This window comes from Pseudomonas sp. B23(2017) (assembly GCF_002113725.1).
Lineage (GTDB): Bacteria > Pseudomonadota > Gammaproteobacteria > Pseudomonadales > Pseudomonadaceae > Aquipseudomonas > Aquipseudomonas putida_Z.
In genome coordinates this window covers 203,057-220,667 of record NZ_NEJM01000006.1, presented here as the reverse complement: position 1 = coordinate 220,667, position 17,611 = coordinate 203,057, and the positions used below count along the sequence as shown (strand labels likewise).

Below are 17,611 nucleotides of genomic sequence, written 5' to 3'. Positions count from 1 at the left end.
GTAATTCTCCTCAGCTTTTACCCAGATCATAATCAATGACTACGCAAGACAGCTTGCCATCTACGTCACCCTTTCTCTTTTTCCCCTTCTCATACATGACCCCCAGGGACACAATATCGCCAGCAGAAAGATTTTCAACATCAGAGATCTTTCTATACTTATTGCTGAGCGACCCCACGTAAGTTCTCAGCGTAAAATACCAATCATTATCATCACTACCGTCTCGGCAATCATTCTCGGCATAGAGCGTAATCAACGCCGCGGACGGTGCATTTTCAAACCGATAATAGTAGTAATCATCATTTTTGCAGTCATCCATCTTGACGAACTTGTGCGTACCCGACTCAATCTTGATTGAACATGTATTCGAACCATCCGGCTCACCATTTTTCTGCCCGGCAAAGTAAATCAACCCTGTGTCTTTAACCTTGGGTGTTTCACCGCTGGCTGCATACCCAGAAGGACTACAGCCCCAAAGCGCAACTGCCAATACGGCACCACATGAAAAAGCCCAGTTGAGTTTCATGAAAAATCTCCATTGAAGTTATTCAAGCAACCAACTGCCTGCCCGGCAGGGCAGGCAGCCGGCCGGCATTAATGCGGAGTAAACAAAGTATGTTCGATATAGTTGCGATGATAAGTCGTGCCGGGCTGCCGGAATGAAAAGCGCCGATAATGGGCATTACCTTGCAGGTCTCGTAGCAACACCACGACATCGCGCGACAGGTTGTCACGAACCTCTGCGCCTGGCTTCTGGTAAGCAAAGTCCGGGACCCGATGATTGGTAATGACCAGGCTTCCCTCTTCGTATTTTGAAATATTGACTTTGGTTTCCAACTCTTTGCGCCCGGGCATGAATTCCGGCAGGCTTTCGTCGAAAACAATCGGCACCTCCGGTTTAGGCTTCACCCAGTCTTCTTCTTCCTTGCTCAACCGGTCCCGGAAGATAGATCCGGTAAAACTGAACATCTTTTCGTTCTTGTGCTCGGATTCCCATCGAATCATTGACTGGCTTATATGGCCATTCCCCGCCTCTTCCGGCAGGAACTCAACCGTCAGGAAGCGGCTACTTCTCAATTTGAACACCCAGTAATCCAGTGTTTTCAAACGCAGGTCGAACGCCGGGTCAATCTCCTCTCTGCTAGGGTCAAGAGGTAGATTCGGGTTGGGATCGGTGCCATCTCCCTCTACACGTTTGGCCACAAACGAATAATGCTCATCTCCGAATTCCGGAGGGGCCTTGGGTGTGATCACCACCGTGGTGTTTTTAGCCTCAGTCTTGTTGGAGGCCTCGATTCCGCCGATATCCGGGTTGAAGGTGCTATACAGTCTGGTGGTAGTTCCCACACGGTCACCACAATGAAGGTAGAGATTCTTGCGGGTGATACCCTGTTCACTGGCGGGACGCGCGGGCTCGGATAACTGGACATGGGCAAACTCGAATCGGTTCGCCACAGTACGGGTACCCCAGCGATGCAGGTGGTCGCGCTCTATACCACCACTCGGGTCATCATCATTGAGCTTTATCAGGGTTTGCTTGTTGTTCACAAACCTCATGCCGATGGAGCGTTGTTCATCGCCACTGAGCCTGAAGTACTCGCCATTGACCGGTTCAGTTTCAATCACTACCTCCAGCCGCAAAGGCTGGAACCCATTGTTGAGCAACTGGCCCTTGGAATCGTCCTCCTGACCACCGGGCACGTAGATCTTGTAACTCTTGATTTCGCGCCAGGTCCTTTCTTCCTGCAATTGCTTTTCACCAAACTCCAGCAGGCTGTAACCGCTCGCCAATATCACACCGTTCTGAATCAGTTCGCATGTCACCACGCTGGTGCCCTGCTCGCCCCCCAACGGCGCGGTATATCGCCTGTTATCGTCGAGCGTCCCAGGACCGACTAGCCGCCAGCGTCGTTGCGCGCCGGGCAGCAAACCAGGATCTCGCTCGCTCAGGTCCACGGTTTCGCCCGGCTGAAGGCCGACAGACCGCGCAGGCTCGATAACCACGGACTGCAAGCCATTGAGCATGACCAAAGTCGACAAACGTTGTTGTTGCGTACCCTTGGCATGCACCTGCTGGATGCTCAAGTGGCGCCGAGCGGCCTCCCTTTCAGCACTGAACGTGACGCGGCGACCCTTGGTCTGGTCAAGCTGCCCGCGCTTTTCGCCACTCAGCGACCATTCGATATCTTCCGCTTGCATGGTCGCGCTCAGTACCATCGGCGTGCGTGGTGCAAACACGCTAACCCGTGGTGCAACCTGAGTTCGCTCGAACTGCACGATCACCTCAGCATGCACGCGATGCAGCTGGTTCCCCTCTTCGAGTTCTGCCGTGATCACAACGGTCAAACTGTGATGGCCGATATCCTCTATGCCGGCACTCTGGTAAAGGCCATCGTCGATTGTGCCATCGCCTTTTTCACGATGGCTCTGGCGACTGTAGGCAAACCAGTTGGTAGCCGTCACCTTGTTTCCTGCCTGATCACGCAGTGTGAATTGCTGAGTGTCCCCAACGCCGATGGTCTGAGACGGCGGATCGATGGCATACAACGGCGGTACTGCAACAATTTTGCCGAAAACTGCCAGATCGTGAGGTATGTGCCGCTCCCGCTCGACGAACTTGTGCCGCGTCGAAAACAACAACGATGCCAGAACATCCAGGCGGTCATTGCGAACATGCTGGAGCATGGCTCTGTCTACAACCATCACTGCCGAATAGCGCAGGCTGCCGTCGCTGTCGAGATCATCAGGGATCAGGTAGGGAAAACTATGCTCAGGCAGATCGCCCGGGCCGCTGCTTGCCCGCAGCTGGATGAACGTCAGTACCGCACCATCACCAAAATTCTCAGCACCCAGGGTCTGCGCCCCTGGCGCAGCCTGAGTCAGGATTCGGAAGTGGGTCGGCGACAATTGTGTAAGGCCTTTGAGTTCGAGCATGCCCAGTTCGAACTGGCTGCTGCTTGGTTCCAGTTGCTGGAAGTGTTCCTGAATGGCGGCGGCAATCAGCCCGTTGATTTTCTCGTCTGCACCCGCCAGGTTGCAGCTGAAACTGGACGCTTCGGCCAAGTCCAGGGTTACCCTGCCACGTCGATCGATCTCACCGATCACCAGCCGAAGCTCGATTTCCATCACCAACGTGTAGCCCAGGGCCTCGTCGATGACCAATCGTGTCAGCAGGTTTTCTGCCAGTGGCGAATGGCGCTTGTACGTCCCGGCAATAATGGGAAAAGTCAGGCGTGCCTTGGAATCACTGAGCGATGCATTGGTGAAGGACAACAGCGGTGCACCGAACTCGATCTTTCGCAATACGCTGGACGTACGAATATGGTCATCGTGCTCCACATCACCGTTGAACAGCGGTATAAAACGCAAGGTAGCCAGGCGTTGTCGGTGTTGCTCCCGCAACTGGTCGTTCAGCCGCGAACGGCTGAACGCTGCGACAGCCCCCCAGCCTCGGGTGATGTTGCGCTTGTCCATACGAGCCAGTACCTGCTCGATAGGGTATGTAGACATGTCACTCTCCTTGTTTTCGTCGCGGGGCAGTCACGCAGAACGCGCTTGTGGAGCCAGCATCTGCTGGCACAGGCCTTTGAAGCCGGCAGCCTGCAGCGGCATGATCAGGTGGCCTTCGAACACACCGAGTTGCCCCGTGTCGAAGGAAGCCAACACCAGAATGCCGGGCGACTGCTCCCCACTCTGCGCGGGCCGATACAGCCCTGATTGCGGGTCGATGCTGCCCGTGCCTACCGCCAGCTCCCACTGGGCAACCACTACCCTGTCGTTGGCATAAGCGACGAACTGCATGCTGCCATCGGCCTCTGGCTGTTCTTTCAATGCCACGACAAGTGCTGGCGTGCGCTGTATCACCAGCACGTACAGGCCCTGTTTTTCGTCCGTCGTCGGCTCGGCGATCGCTACCTCAAGCCGTTCCAGCCAGTAGGTATTGGTCTTGCTCGGGTCGCTAGCCTTGGCCAGGTAACGACAGCGCCGTCCCAGGTCTTCCTCCACCAGTTCGCCACTTCCACTCTGGTCGTCGTTGACCTTGGCCCATCGCAGGGGGGCATCGCCCAGCGCCCTAGCACTCAGCGATATCGTCGAATCGGCTTGCACCGTGGTGATGAATGGGTTGGCGGCCAGTGCTTTGGGAAGCACCGTTACCACCGCCACGCTGCGCTCTTTGTCCCCTTTATTGGCAGTCACCAGCACCTGGCCAAAGGCACGCTGCAAAGTGTGGGCAGGCGGCGCACGGTAGGTGCCATTCTCGACGAAGCCTGGGTGCGTCGGCCCCCCAGGGAGGCTTTCCAATCTCCAGTCCAATGCTTCCTTCGGATTATCGACCTGAAACTTGTGTGCGCTACCCGCTCGCACCAGTACGGCATCGTCGTAAATGGAGAACGACGCCTCGCCCCCCAGGTGGGCAGACACAGCCATGGCCCCGGGGAACTCGGCTGCGACAGGCCGCACCTTGCCGAAGGCGCCAAATTGCAGCTTATCCAGCCAATCTTCCGCTGACTTCGAGCCGAGTTTGCCTGCCATACCCAGCAAGATCGCCTGCTTGACCGCATGCGCTGCAAAATCTGCAGCCTCGACCCTCAGCTCTGCCACCTTATCGTCACCGTCCTCGGGCAGACCACGTATCACCCTTGCTTCCAGTCGTTCTGGCCACGGCGAGTAGAACTGGCCTTCAAGCAAGTGTTCATCAGGCCCCGAGCCAAGTAACAGGTAGTAGCGATGGTGCAAGGACAGGTCGAACGTGGCCTTGTACTCAACCGCCACCTCCTCCCCATTGCGCAGGCAATCGAACGTAAGTTCGCATTCGCCATCCCAATGTTGGCTCGCCCAGTCCTGTTCGAAACGCGCCTCAAGGCCACCGGCTGCGTGCAACTTGAATGCCTTACCGTTGAAGGTGTAGTTATCGGACCTGTAATTGGTTGCCGGCACCGACAGCTGACCCTCCTCGACAACAACACGGTCGAGCACGCCCTCTTCATAGCGGTAGTCGAAGGCCGGATTCGTCAACATGTTGATGAAGCCGGCCAGGTAGGCGTTGCGATGCAGCATCCTTGAGCTCATGAGCTGTACCGCGTCACTTGCCTTGGGCGGTGTTGGCAACAGGCGTGGAAAGCCACTGCTTGCTCCCGGATAATCACCATGACTGCCATGTGCCGAGGAAGCAAAAATCACCAAGGTGTCACCTTTACCTTGAGCGTCGGCCTGCGTGCCTAGATAGAGGGCATCCAGATAGTGTTCCGGCTGCTCTTGAGGACCAGCGGAAACCAACGGGTAGTCGAGTCTTGCCGGGTCCTGCGGCAGTTGCTGCTGTAGCCAGTCACCGGCAGCACGCTGTACGCTCTGGTCATCACTTACCATCAGGCGCACATCCTCGCCCTTGGACACATCCAGCACCAACGCGCCATTCTTGCCGAGCACGGGCACCTTTTGCCTCAGTTCCAGGCTGTCCAGAGGGCCATACGACGACAAGCTCAGCACTTTGTAGGGCTTCTCGGCCTTGACCAAGGTACCGCCATACATTTGCGCCACCATGTCCAGGCGGATGTCCTCAAGACCAATACTGCCAATAGCCACCTGGGGCGCCGATAGCTCAAAACCCGCCAGGTGGTAAGTGACGTTCGTCATGTCGACAGTGAACTGGCCTGAGATACCGTCAACCTGCTGCCCTTGGCTCAGGTGAGCGGCATGAGTCTGCCGGAGTATGCGGTTCCCTCCCTCCAACGCCAGCCCCATGATATTGTCCCATTTGTACAGATCAGGGTGGTCAGCCAGCCAGTCAACCAGATGAGGATCTGTCACTTTCATGATTCGGCTCCTTGTCGTCCTTGTTTCACCTGAAAAGCACCAACGCCCAATACCGCGTCCTCGAGCGCCGCTGGCGGCAAGGTCTGCAGCACATAACCTTCGAAAGTGCCTATAAACCCTGTGTCGAAGGAGGCTGTAATCAGGGCAAACTGATCGGTGCTGGATTTATCGGGGGAATAGATGCCGGTTTTCGGGTCGACCGAGCCGCTGCCAAACCGGACATTCCAGCTGACCTTGTCCGCTGGTATCGGGTTACTGTTGGCGAGTGCCGTCAATTGCACCGTACCGGTAGCAGGGTCCACCTCTCGCTTGATTGGCATCGGCGGCTTTGTAGGGTTCTCGGTAATCAGCAGCGCGGTCTTGGTCGGCCCATCACCCGGGGTGCTTACCTGCACTTCATCGACAGCAAAGGCCGTACGCTCTTTCTCCTCCCCTTCCGAGTTCGCCGACTCGATGGGGGGCATTTCCTTGGGCGCATGATAGACAACCGTAGCCCCACTGCCCGTTACGCTACCGTGCTTTGGCTGCTGCCAATTCAGCAAAGCGGCATCGCCGAGGTAGCCGGCCTGCAGGGTGACCTCATCCCCGGCCTGCATGACATAAGCCAAGGGGTTTACCTGCAGGGCATTCTTCATGACCGTGACCAGGGCCGCGCTACTGAAATTGCTTGCCTTGTCCTTGGCCAAAATTCGCGCCCGCACGAATGGGCCGTCGAAAGCGTCTGCGGACGGAGGGGTGTACAGGCCTTCGTCGGGGTCGATATCACCGATCTGCGAGCTGAGAACAGTGTCCAGCAAGGGCTCGATGGACCATTCCAGGTTATTGTCCGCCTTGTCGGTCTTGAACTTCATCGGGGCCGCGCCCACTGCCATGGTGTGCTGCATCGGCTCGATGGCAAAGGCGGTAAACGTCGGGTTTACATTGCCAAAAAAACCGACATCCAGTGGGGCGTACTGGTCCTGGCCGATAATGGCGTTGCCGAAGTTGAGCTTGATGGTGTCCTGGACCAGTTGCTTGAGAGAGTTTGAGAACTTGAAGTTCTGCTCGAGAGACTCGCGAACAACGGATTCGACGCTTGGAACTTCGACATCCTCCACCATCCTGAGCAATATATCAATTACATTCATTACTCCGGCGACGATCATTATGGGCAAAGCGCCGCCCGCTATTAAAAACAGGATCAACCACCCCCAAAAATCCTCCGACTCGACCTCTCCCGGCTTAATTTCCCCAATAGGTGGAGCCGCCGCCTTGATCTCCTCCATCTTGAACTCATTATGTTCCAGCGTCCCACCGTCAATATCCTTAAGCTGGTAGCTAGACGTTATCCTGTATTCAAAATCATCCTCGCTGCGCTTGTAAAAATCACTGGTATCAAGCCTCAAAGCTATCATGGTCTTCTTGAAGCGTCCCGTTACATCATCCAGATCCTCTGGCTGAACCGCCAAAATTCCTTTCAAACACCATTCAACAACGACTTTATCTTCCTTTACGGACACGCTCAAAACCTTGGCCATCTGCAAGTCAACCTGGAAGATCCTCAGCTTGAGGACCATATCGAAGTATTGGCCTTCCACCACTTCGGTCCTAAACTTGGCGACTCTCACCTGTTCTTCTACGATCATTGTCCCGGACGTGGCCACAGCTCCTGTCACCATGCCTTCATCATCCTGAGTAACATCGAACGCAACGTCCTTTGCTATCGTCAGCAACGACTCGAGCAACTGCGCCAGCATGATCCGCTTCGGCTCGAATAACACCGCAGCGTCATAGTCCCTGTCGCTGGGTAACAAGTAGCTGAAGTCATTACCAGGTAAATCACCTTCCTCATCCCCTTCGTAACGTATCAGCGCAAGCACACCTCCAGCGCTATCATTTTTGTCACGACCACGGGCCTGGGTACGCAGCGCGAATGATTTCGCTCGCAACAGAGGGTTTCCTCCAGCCTCGATCTGGCCGAGCGTAAATACGCGCTGTTCCTCTTTCAGGGCGACGAACTTCTGCCTGAAGAATTCACCTACCAGCCTTTGCATGCCAGGGTCGTCAGAAACCTCCAAGGTGAAATCGGAACTCTTGCTCAAGTCAAGTCTCACCCGCCCGTCTTCACCGACAACGCCAGGTACTTGAGCCAGCAGCAGGTTCAGGCTCAACTCGGGCCCGAGCAGCGGGCTGGTTTCGCGAATTTCTCGAACTTGCCAGCCGCCACCCGCTTTCTGCAGACCAAGTTGGGTCCCGCCGGCAACAGACATACACAAACGCGCCGTGGAGTCATTCGACAACTGGCGTGTGAAATCCAATCGAGGTGAATCGAGCGTGAAATCATTCAGCGCAAAGCGCCAACCATTTTCATTGGGAATGCTCCCGCTGATAGGCGGGATGATTGAACTGGTCTTGAATCGGCGAATATAAATCTGCAGCAACAATCGCCCCAGTTTAAAATCATCAGCGAAGGAGATCATCCCCCACCTGAGCATATGCGACTGCTCTTGCAGCCGACTATAAAGCTTATCAAATGTATACTCCATCTTCAGAAACTCCTGTATAACGATTAACGGCGCACCGCGCGCAGTACAAACAGGGCTGCAACCCGGCAATGCATTTGAAGGCGCTGCGACAGACTCATGCTTCCAGGTAAATGTCTACAGGCAAGAGTTGTTCAAAATGAACACCACCATCGAAACTAACCTGTACATGGACCGAGAAACTCTTGTTCAACTTAAGCTTTGTCAGGTATCCCATTGAAAGCAGAACTTCCACCTTATCGGCAAACCACTCTTCTTCAGTCACCGGCAGATCCTTACGAATGTACTCCCGAGGTAACGATCCCCCGCCGCCTTTCCCTTCACCCTCCACAAAAACACGCACAAGCTGACCGACTGCAAAAAAAGGCCAACTGCTCGAGTTCAGATAAAAACCGAGGTTATCCTTTACGCTGGAAAGCGACAGCTTCCCATCCGGCGCGTCAGGGCAACTGATCGCCCCATAATCACCGGGCTCCGGCTTGATTATTCTCAGGCCGTACGCGTCCGAATGCTGCTGGGCATCATCCACTTCAACGGTATAAAAAATCTTGACCCTTGAATAAAAGTTGGGAGGCACAAACTCGACAGGGATTTGAAACCGTCGGTTATTACCTGCGGTCGGTTTATCCGTACTGTAACTACCCGACTCGCCATACCCCTGCCAGTGCATGGTGATCTTGCCACCACCGGTTTCGGAATCTACTGGTACTTCAACGTACGCGCCCAATTTCAACTTGCCAGCCCGGATAAAGCCGAACTGCTTCATGGCGGGGTCAACTTCCTCACCGGGATCCGAATCTTCCGCTGTCGCCTCCAGGACAAATGGAACCTTCAAATCCAGCGGCCGGCGCAGGGTAAGTTCGAGGGGCGCAGAGTCTGCCGCGCCACCGACCCTGTTCCATTGCCAGGTCAGTGCTATCTTTTCCCCGCCATTGGCCTGGAGCCACTCGCCAGGCACATGAAAACGCAGCCGGCCACTGTCCAATACAGCACGATCAATACGAAAAACGCCGCGTACAACCTGTTTGCCCGATGCGGTAAGCAACAGCTCATCGCCGAATTGTGCAACATAGCCATCCACTTCGACCCACACCCCATCCGGATAGCTGTTTGGGTCAAGCATCCCGCCGTCATGATCGGGGATCCTCGGCGGCGGCAAGCTGGGAGATTGCCCGCTGCCTGGGTTGTCGATCGTGAAACGCTGGGTAGGCGACTGGCTGGCCTGCGTACCATCGTGATAATGAATCGTGTAGTAGAGTTCGCACCAACTTCCAGCCATTTGAAACCAGGCTGCGTCTATACTCCAAAGCAAAGGCTTGCCCAGATCCTCTGCTTTTAACTCTTTGGTCAACGTTTCACTTCCGTACTCGTCCTTCCAGGAAAGTACCACCTTGTCGTTTACAGACATGAACTGGAATGCTGTACTAATGACTTGGCCGGCTCCGGACACACGAGTCAAATCAATAATCAGGCCATCACTGTCCATCATATGAGGGGGTGGCAGCAAGTCGGCGGGCGGGACTGGCTTATTCACGTAGAAGAGCAACCTGTCGGAAATTTCCAGCTTCCGCGGATCAGTCTTTGGAGGAAGGGTTCTAGCGTACGAATAAAATACAACCCCCTCATCCAGTTCTTTCATTAGTTCATTTCCTACCTCAACCAGAAAAGTGCCATCCGGCTCCAGAGCCTCTACATCTACAGGCGTCGGCTCCAAGTCCCTCGTTTCGCCGGCAGGGCCGCAACCAAACAAACGCGGCCATACTTCATCGCCTAACTTCAAACCCGGCAAATATGTCTTGAGTTTGGCATCCCCCAGCTTCTCCAGGCTCAGGGAATCCCCTTCCAAATCTGGAACAGAGGGTTTCGGCAGCGCAACTTTTTTCGCCCCCCCGCCTAGTGGCAATGGCATCTTGGAAGCATCTTTCATCTGTTCATCCCCTATACATCTGCCCGATAAACAGGCCTTTGCCTGCCGATCACGATAGGGACTTTTTACACCTGCATCTGCACCATCGAAACTAGCAGATTTAACAGGTGGCAATACGCGGGGGCTTTGTTAGCGTGGCGATCAAATGATCTGAATTTCACGCCTTTGACACAGGGGAGCACGCTTGATGGCCACCGTAACCAACCCAAGCTCCAATGCATTCAACTTCTGCAGCCACATGCAGAATGGTGTTGATAAACGCACCGGTATCTTCATGTTTCGCATGGATTTTTCTGAGCTTTCCGGCAGTGATCTGATGGCCGCTGATCTGGGATTACACCTGCGCTATAGCCAACTGAGCCAATACGACCGTGGATTCGGCAGCGGCTGGACCCTTCCAGTGACCGAGTTCGATGTCGCCAGCGGGCGGCGCATCATCTCACTGGCCAATGGCGAAACGTTCAAGGTCGATGGCCGCGTCGGTACCAGTAACCAGCTGTCGATGTCGGAAAAGAAAATCGACACTTTCCATCTATACGAGCTATCTCCGGAGCTGTGGTACGTGAAACACCGCTCTGGCGTGGTGGAAGTGCTCGAACTCAAAGGCTGGGGCGAAAACGCCAGAGCGGTGCCGACCTGCATGCTCAGCCGCAAGGGCCACTGGCTGGCGCTGGAGTACAAGCACCACGACGGGTTCCCGACCCTAAGCAAGATTACCGACATGCGCGGCCTTACCTTACTGGAAGTGGAGCGCCGCTCCGATCGGGCGATACTGAAATTCCTGACCGATGTCGGTACTGCGAGCTACAGCCTGGTATTCGAAAACACGACCAATAGAGTAAAGCGCATCGAATTGCCCACTCCGAACCTGGCCAGTTGGCGCTTTACTTACTCGCTCGAGCGAGGAATGGAGTGCATCAAGGAGATCATCACCCCCACCAATGGCCTGGAGAAACTTTTCTACGACGATGGTGGTCACTTGCTGCCGAACCGCTCGGGCCTGGACCCCGTACCGCGGGTTACCAAACATGTCAAATACGCTGCAAAAGGACCGGATCAGGACAAAACAGCCATCGACATCCGCTACACCTACTCCAGGAATGGGCATAACTTCCTCGGCGGCAACACGGACCTGGACTGGATCGCAGATGGCCTGGACAACCTGTTCCGCAAAGCCATCGATTATGACTACGCAACGACCGAGACGTTATGGGTCGATGGCAAGCCAGTGCGCAGCACGGTTCGCGAATTCAACAAGTTCCACCTGAACACGCGCGAGGCTACCTATCGAGGCAACAGGCTGAACGCCGAAAAAAATGAAGTCATCGGCCCGAACGTGGAAGAAACAACCACTTCGTACGCATTGAAATCAGGGCTGTTCAAAGATCAGGTCAGATATTGCCAATTGCCGATCAAGGTCGTTAAGCACTGGTGGAAAGCAGATAGCAGCAACAGCCGCAAGGAGTATGTCGAAACCGCGTATGACGATTTCGGTAATGCATTGATGCAGAAGGCAGCCAACGGCACTGTCGAGCGCTACGAATGGTACAGGCAGGCCGAGGACGGTTACCCAGGCAACGACGAAATGTTCGTTTGCGACATGAAATCGAAGACCGTGATTCCAGCAGAGGGCCACCCCGGTGACGCCCCCACGCTGGTTACCCGCTACCGCTACAAGGCCTACAAGGTATTGGCCAGCAGCCGCTCCGCCAGCGACCAGACGACCTGGTGCGCGCTCCACAGCGAAACGACCAGCGAAAGCGGCAAAGAGGTGAAAACCATCACCTATGACTACTACGACAATGAGCATGAAGCCCCGATCGAAGACACGCCACTGCTGCATGGCCGCATGAAGCAAAGCGTTACAAGCTACCCGAACCCGAAGGCAGGCGACCTGGACCAGCCAAAGACGCTGGATACGACAGTGGAGTATGCCTACCAGTTCTCCACGATGACATGGGAGGGGATGCGCGACGATCGCTTGCACGCCCTGCCGCCAATAAAAGTGCTGGAAACTGTTCAGACCGTGAAGGGGTACGACGGTGAGCAGCAAAAGAGCAGCGAAGGCCATTCGCTACTGACCCGGGAACTGCTGCTTGATATCGATGAAGACAATGTCGAGCGCCGCACCGTCAAGGACGAACTGCGCAATACCATTTTTGAAGTAGTCGACGGGGGCAATGCCGACGAAGCCGTTCGCAGCAACGAGTACAACCTTTGCGCCGACGACCAGGACCAGGCCAGCCAGCGTTTCACCTCGCCCACGACGGTGGTCACCGAAACACGTTTCGACGGCTTGGGCAGGGTGCATCAGGAACGCCGAAGCCATGTCGACCCGAAACAAAAAGCCCGGCTTTTCCTGATCCGGGAACAGCTGTACGACGCCTGGGAGCGGGAAGTGGAGGAGCGCCGATATGACTGGCTCGATGCCCAACCCTTCCCCGAAACCGTGCAGTTCGTGGCTCGCAAGTACCTGTACGACGCCTGGGAAGCACGCAACGTGATCATCCGCGAAGACAACGTGCAAGAGCATACGGCGTTCGACCCGACCGAAAAGGATGCGGACAACAACGTGCGCAAAGTCACCTGGCTGCAGGTTGCGCAACAGACCGTGAAGAGCCAAAAGGTCAGTACCTGGACCAACGCGTTCGACAAGCCTGTGCTGATCCAGCGCCTTGGCCCGGACGATACCGCCGTAGCCGAACAGAAACAGAGCTATGACGGATTGGGACGTTGCATCAGCAAGACCGATGAGCGCAACAATGTCACCCGGTTCAAGTATGACCATTTCAACCGCATGACGGCCAACATACTGGCCGACGAGACCCGTATCGAACACCGCTATGCGCCCCAGTCGGAAGAACTATGGGCGACCAGTATCTGCGCTATTTCCAATGTGGGGTCCGAACCGCCATTCGAGGTAGGCGCACAGAGCTTCAACGGCCTCGGTCAACTGACTTCACGTACGATCGGCAAACGGCTCGAGAAGTACGAGTACACACCTGGCCAGTCGGCCCCCCGGGCGAGAGTTACCGGGGCGGGGGACACCATTGCCTACCGATACAATCTGGCTCTCTCACCCACCCCGACTCACAGCAGCGTCGAAAGCGCCGAAACCAGGTATGTCTACCAACCGGTCACCGGCCTGCTGGAGCGAACGGAAAATGCCGAGGGTAGCCGAATCTACCAGTACAACGAGCATGAGCAGCTAACCCGGGAAACCTGGAAGAAACCGGACAGCAGCGAGCTGCACGCGGTATTTGTCAACACGGTGCAAGGCCGCCTCAAATCCCGCACCTATGTCGATGACATCGTCACCGTGCACGAGTACGACGAGGCTGGCCGTATCAAGTCCACCGACGAGGGCAACCTGCTCGCGGCATTCGATTACGACAACTTGGGCCGCCTGCAGAAAATAACCAGCACGGACAAGAGCAATGGCAGCACCTTGGTCACCACGCTCGAATACGATGATCATGGTTTCGAATGCAAACGGGTACAACGACTCGACAACCAACCCGAACGTACCCTGGTGCAGCAATGGGGCAAAGACAAGCTGCTCGATGGGCGCCTGCTGCGTGAAGGCCGTAACGTACTACTGAAAGAGCGGTTCACTTATGACGCGCGAGGCAGGCTGGGTATCGTCGAGTACAGCGGCAGCCGGTTGCCGAAAGATGAGGCCGGACGCGCGGTCAGCCAGGAGACGTTTCGATATGACAGTATCGACAACATCAAAATCTGCCTGACTGAATTCGCTGATGGCAGCAGTGAAAGGGAGACCTACACCTATGAGAAAGAAGACCGTTTCCTGCTCAAGACATTGACCTTGGCAACGACAGGCTCCGCACCCACCGAAATGACATTCAGCCATGACAAGAACGGCAACCTTGAAATTGACCAGCATGGCCGAAAGCTGGTGTACGACAAAGAAAGCCTCCTTTTGCAGGTTGTGGGCCACAGCCGATACAGCTACGACGGCATCGGGCAGATGCTGACCAGCCAGACAGGGAGCGAGGAGGCAAAACTGCTCTGGTTCGATGAGAACCGCCTGAGCCTGGCCATCCAGGGTAGCGCGCGGACCCGCTACAGCTTCTATGCAGACACTCCCTTGGCACAGCAGAGCGAATCGCCGCCCAGGACATTGCTGCTGCAGACCAACGCCAGCCTCAGTGTCATCGCGGAATGCGAGGCCGGTATTGTTCGCGACATCCAGTACAGCGCGTACGGCCAACGTCATGCCACAGCTGCGCTGCACAGCCATCTGGCCTTCAATGGCGAAGCGCTGGACCAGGGCAGTGGCTGGTACTTCCCGGGAAGCGTGCGTGCCCGCAGCCCACGCAAGAGGAACTTCAACAGCCCCGACCCACTCAGCGTCTTCGAAACCGGCGAGTTGAACCCATATGCCTATTGCCTGAACAACCCGATTGCCCTGCGCGACCCAAGCGGGTTCACGGCCACAAGCGGCAGTGGCCGACCGCGACGCCCGGATGAGGATGACCCGAGCTGGCTGGGGGTTGACAGGGGTAGCGATGCATCGAAATGGATATGGCTGGCCATCGGCGTTCTCGCCACCATTGCTGCCGTGGTTACCGCCGGCGGTGCACTGGCAGCGGTGGGCGCGTTCGGCAGTGCGGCGGCGACAGCGATAGCGACAGCAGGTACCAGCATGGCTGCCGGCAAAGTCGTCCTAGAAACGGCGATTCTTGCCAGTTTTGCGGGAACAACCACTACATCGGCCATCGTTAGCACTGCCGCAGCAGCAGTGACGTTGGCCGGCACGGTAGCACAGGCGGTCTCGGTCATTGACAACAATATGCAGGCCGCACAATGGGCAGAATACCTGGCTTTTGCATCTATTGGTTTGGGATTCGCGACTGGGATAGCCGGGGCCGGCAGTAGGATATTTAGCGGAATGACAGGTAGATACGCGGAGAGATTGAGCGGTGCGTTGAGAAATGCTGGTGCTCCTGTTACTAGCGGCAGTGAAAGTATCGTTGCAAATCGTACTGATCAAAGGAGCGAGTCAGCTAAAGTATTCGATATAAGAAAAAAGTGGGCCAGATATTGGGGACAAAGCCGTTTTCACTAATCAATGACATCATGAAGAGTTGATCCAGCGCGATAAACATTACAGATAATCCCACTCAGCCAGAAACACGAGATAACGAAACCTATCCGTGCACTGGCAGAGTGGGATTTTTTTATCTTCCGTCCCGCTCATCTCCCACCTAGCATTTTTACCAGTATCCGAAGTTTTCCTTCAGCGCTAGCCTCATTCCACCACCCCAAAGGGCATGTCACTCCAAAAGTGTGGCATGCCCGCAACCGTTATTCTCCGTCGAATGGGAGCAATCCACATGAGTAACGACTCGACACGTCTGCTTACAGCTAAGGTACGTCGTGACTATCAACAACAGCGTGTTGACAGGCTGGCTGCACAAATGCATCTGGCGCCAGCCGATCCGGAGGTGGTGGGCATCATTGACACCGAGGACGGCACGTTGAACAAGGATGTTCTCGACGCCGATCTTGAGGTCATCATCCAGGAGTGGGGGGCCCTGCCTACCGAGCCAGGGGAGTACGACGAACTGCAACTACAAATGGCCAAGGTCGCGGATGATGACAGCGTGGGGGACTTCCTTGATGTCGGCCCTAGCCACCAGTGCGATAAAAGCCAAAAATTCCCTATGACCGTAAACGTTCCTCGGGATGCCTATCCGGCTGACGGCAGGCGCCAACTCAGGTACCGCATTGAAAAATATAATGAGAACACCCTATGTTCGGCTGCGGTCGATCTGATCTTTGACAAGACCGCCCCGTGGGACCGAGAAATGCCGGAGCCGGCGATACTCCAGACCAATTTGATTACCGATGCATTCTTCACCGCCAACCCTGCCGGATTGAAAGTTACGCTTCCACCCTATGAAGACCAGGACAAGAAAGATGTCTTCGCGCTTTATTATTCAGACACCCCTCCCGTCGAAGCCGAGGTGCCGGACCCGGTGGCGAGTGGGTTGGTACCCACTGATAGAATTTTAGTCATCACCAAGGAAGACATTGCAGAGTTCGGAGATGGCCACTTCTACATCGTCTACATCCTGCTGGACAAAGCTACCAACCGCAGCCAGATTTCAAAACTTGTCGCCGTCGATGTCAACTTGGGCGCATTGCCCGACAACTTGCAGAAGCCGGTAGTGCCCCTGGCGGCAGACGGCCTCCTCGACCTGGCGGATGCGCAATCAGGTATCGCCGTCGAGATACGCAAGTTCGACAATGCTCGGCCTACTGATTTTGTCGAAGTGAGCTGGGGTACATCCGCAGCATTCGCCGAACAGATTGGCTTCCGTGAGTTCCCGCTTTCCATCGCCATACCTCCAACCCATTTGCGCGCCGCCTATGGTGCCGCCGACGATGTTGTAAAGACCCCGGTCAGCTATCGGATCCTGCGCCACCAGATAGCCTACGGGCCGGAAAGTGACGATGTGGATGTCGACTTCTCGGTCGCCGGCCCCGGGCGCCCGGACCCGGACCCCAACTGGCCAGACCCGGTCAATACAGAGTTGCCAGCGCCCGAGGTGCGGGGTGCGACATCTGACACGGCAAACGTACTGACGCGCGATGACGCGGAGCAGGATGCCAAGCTGACGTTCTCGCTCCATGCCGATGCCGAGGATGGCGACCTGATGGACTTCTACTGGGACGGCATCCTGGTCACCGAAGCTACCTACACCGTCGCCACAGGTGATACCCCACCAATCGAACGGACGATCCCCTGGGCCTACATCCTGAGGGCGGGGAACAACACCACGCTGCCGGTGCATTACACCATCCGCAAGCCGGTGGGCGCGGGAAACGAACAAAAATCAACGAATGCATCGGTCGCTGCCGACGCCGTGACCATCGTTCCCGATGCCGCAGAATTCCTGCGGACGAGCAGCAAAGGCTGGCTCAATTGCGACTCGCTGTGGGAGGACTCGGCAAACCCCGCCGGCGAACCCGCCTTCAAGGTCTCCGTCAAACCCGTGAATCAGTATCTGCCTAACGGCGGGGATGTAACCATGGTGTGGACCGCCATGGGTGGCCGCAGTGGCGAAACCGAAATTCCCGGAGTTCGGAAGACCGAGACCGTCACCATCACCAAGGCCCAGGCAGAAAACGGTTTTGAATGGGAGGTCAAACCTTACGCAACCCACATTCTGCCGATCTATGACCCCGACGGCCTCGGACAGGACGGCCGTGGCCGCGTCAATTACAGCCTGGAATTCAACGGCGAAATTGTCACATCGAAAACCGTCGAAGCCGTCGTCAGCCTGGGTACCGGTTCAGGAACCTGCTCATTCTCCTGAGC

Annotated in this window: 7 protein-coding genes; 2 read left to right on the top strand and 5 right to left on the bottom strand. The window is 55.9% G+C overall.

Translation table 11 applies throughout. The annotated features are described in order from the left end of the window. Window positions 1-10 precede the first annotated feature (10 nt). The 5 genes from CAG46_RS12695 to CAG46_RS12675 all read right to left on the bottom strand — a co-directional run bounded on the left by CAG46_RS12695 (window position 11) and on the right by CAG46_RS12675 (window position 10,263). Window positions 11-526: a hypothetical protein gene (locus CAG46_RS12695; protein WP_085618144.1), complete on the bottom strand. Its 516-nt coding sequence runs from the start codon at window positions 524-526 to the stop codon at window positions 11-13. 68 nt (window positions 527-594) lie between these two features. Next, window positions 595-3,510, bottom strand: coding sequence for a hypothetical protein (locus tag CAG46_RS12690; RefSeq protein WP_085618142.1), 2,916 nt, complete (start codon window positions 3,508-3,510; stop codon window positions 595-597). A gap of 30 nt (window positions 3,511-3,540) precedes the next feature. Next, window positions 3,541-5,814 (bottom strand): hypothetical protein, encoded by a 2,274-nt coding sequence (locus tag CAG46_RS12685; RefSeq protein WP_085618140.1) that lies wholly within the window; start codon window positions 5,812-5,814, stop codon window positions 3,541-3,543. After that, window positions 5,811-8,339 carry a hypothetical protein gene (locus CAG46_RS12680; protein ID WP_256575081.1) on the bottom strand — a complete coding sequence of 843 codons (2,529 nt, stop codon included), beginning with the start codon at window positions 8,337-8,339 and terminating at the stop codon, window positions 5,811-5,813. The genes CAG46_RS12685 and CAG46_RS12680 overlap by 4 nt, the downstream gene beginning before the upstream one ends. A gap of 94 nt (window positions 8,340-8,433) precedes the next feature. Next, complete coding sequence (locus tag CAG46_RS12675; RefSeq protein WP_085618137.1) at window positions 8,434-10,263, bottom strand: hypothetical protein; 1,830 nt, start codon at window positions 10,261-10,263, stop codon at window positions 8,434-8,436. A 187-nt stretch (window positions 10,264-10,450) separates the two neighbouring features. Here CAG46_RS12675 and CAG46_RS12670 point away from each other — a divergent pair, with 187 nt between their 5' ends. Both CAG46_RS12670 and CAG46_RS12665 read left to right on the top strand, forming a co-directional pair. Then, window positions 10,451-15,352, top strand: a complete 4,902-nt coding sequence (locus CAG46_RS12670) for an RHS repeat-associated core domain-containing protein (RefSeq protein WP_085618135.1) — start codon at window positions 10,451-10,453, stop codon at window positions 15,350-15,352. A 268-nt stretch (window positions 15,353-15,620) separates the two neighbouring features. Further along, window positions 15,621-17,609 carry a hypothetical protein gene (locus CAG46_RS12665; RefSeq protein WP_085618203.1) on the top strand — a complete coding sequence of 663 codons (1,989 nt, stop codon included), beginning with the start codon at window positions 15,621-15,623 and terminating at the stop codon, window positions 17,607-17,609. Window positions 17,610-17,611: the final 2 nt, after the last annotated feature.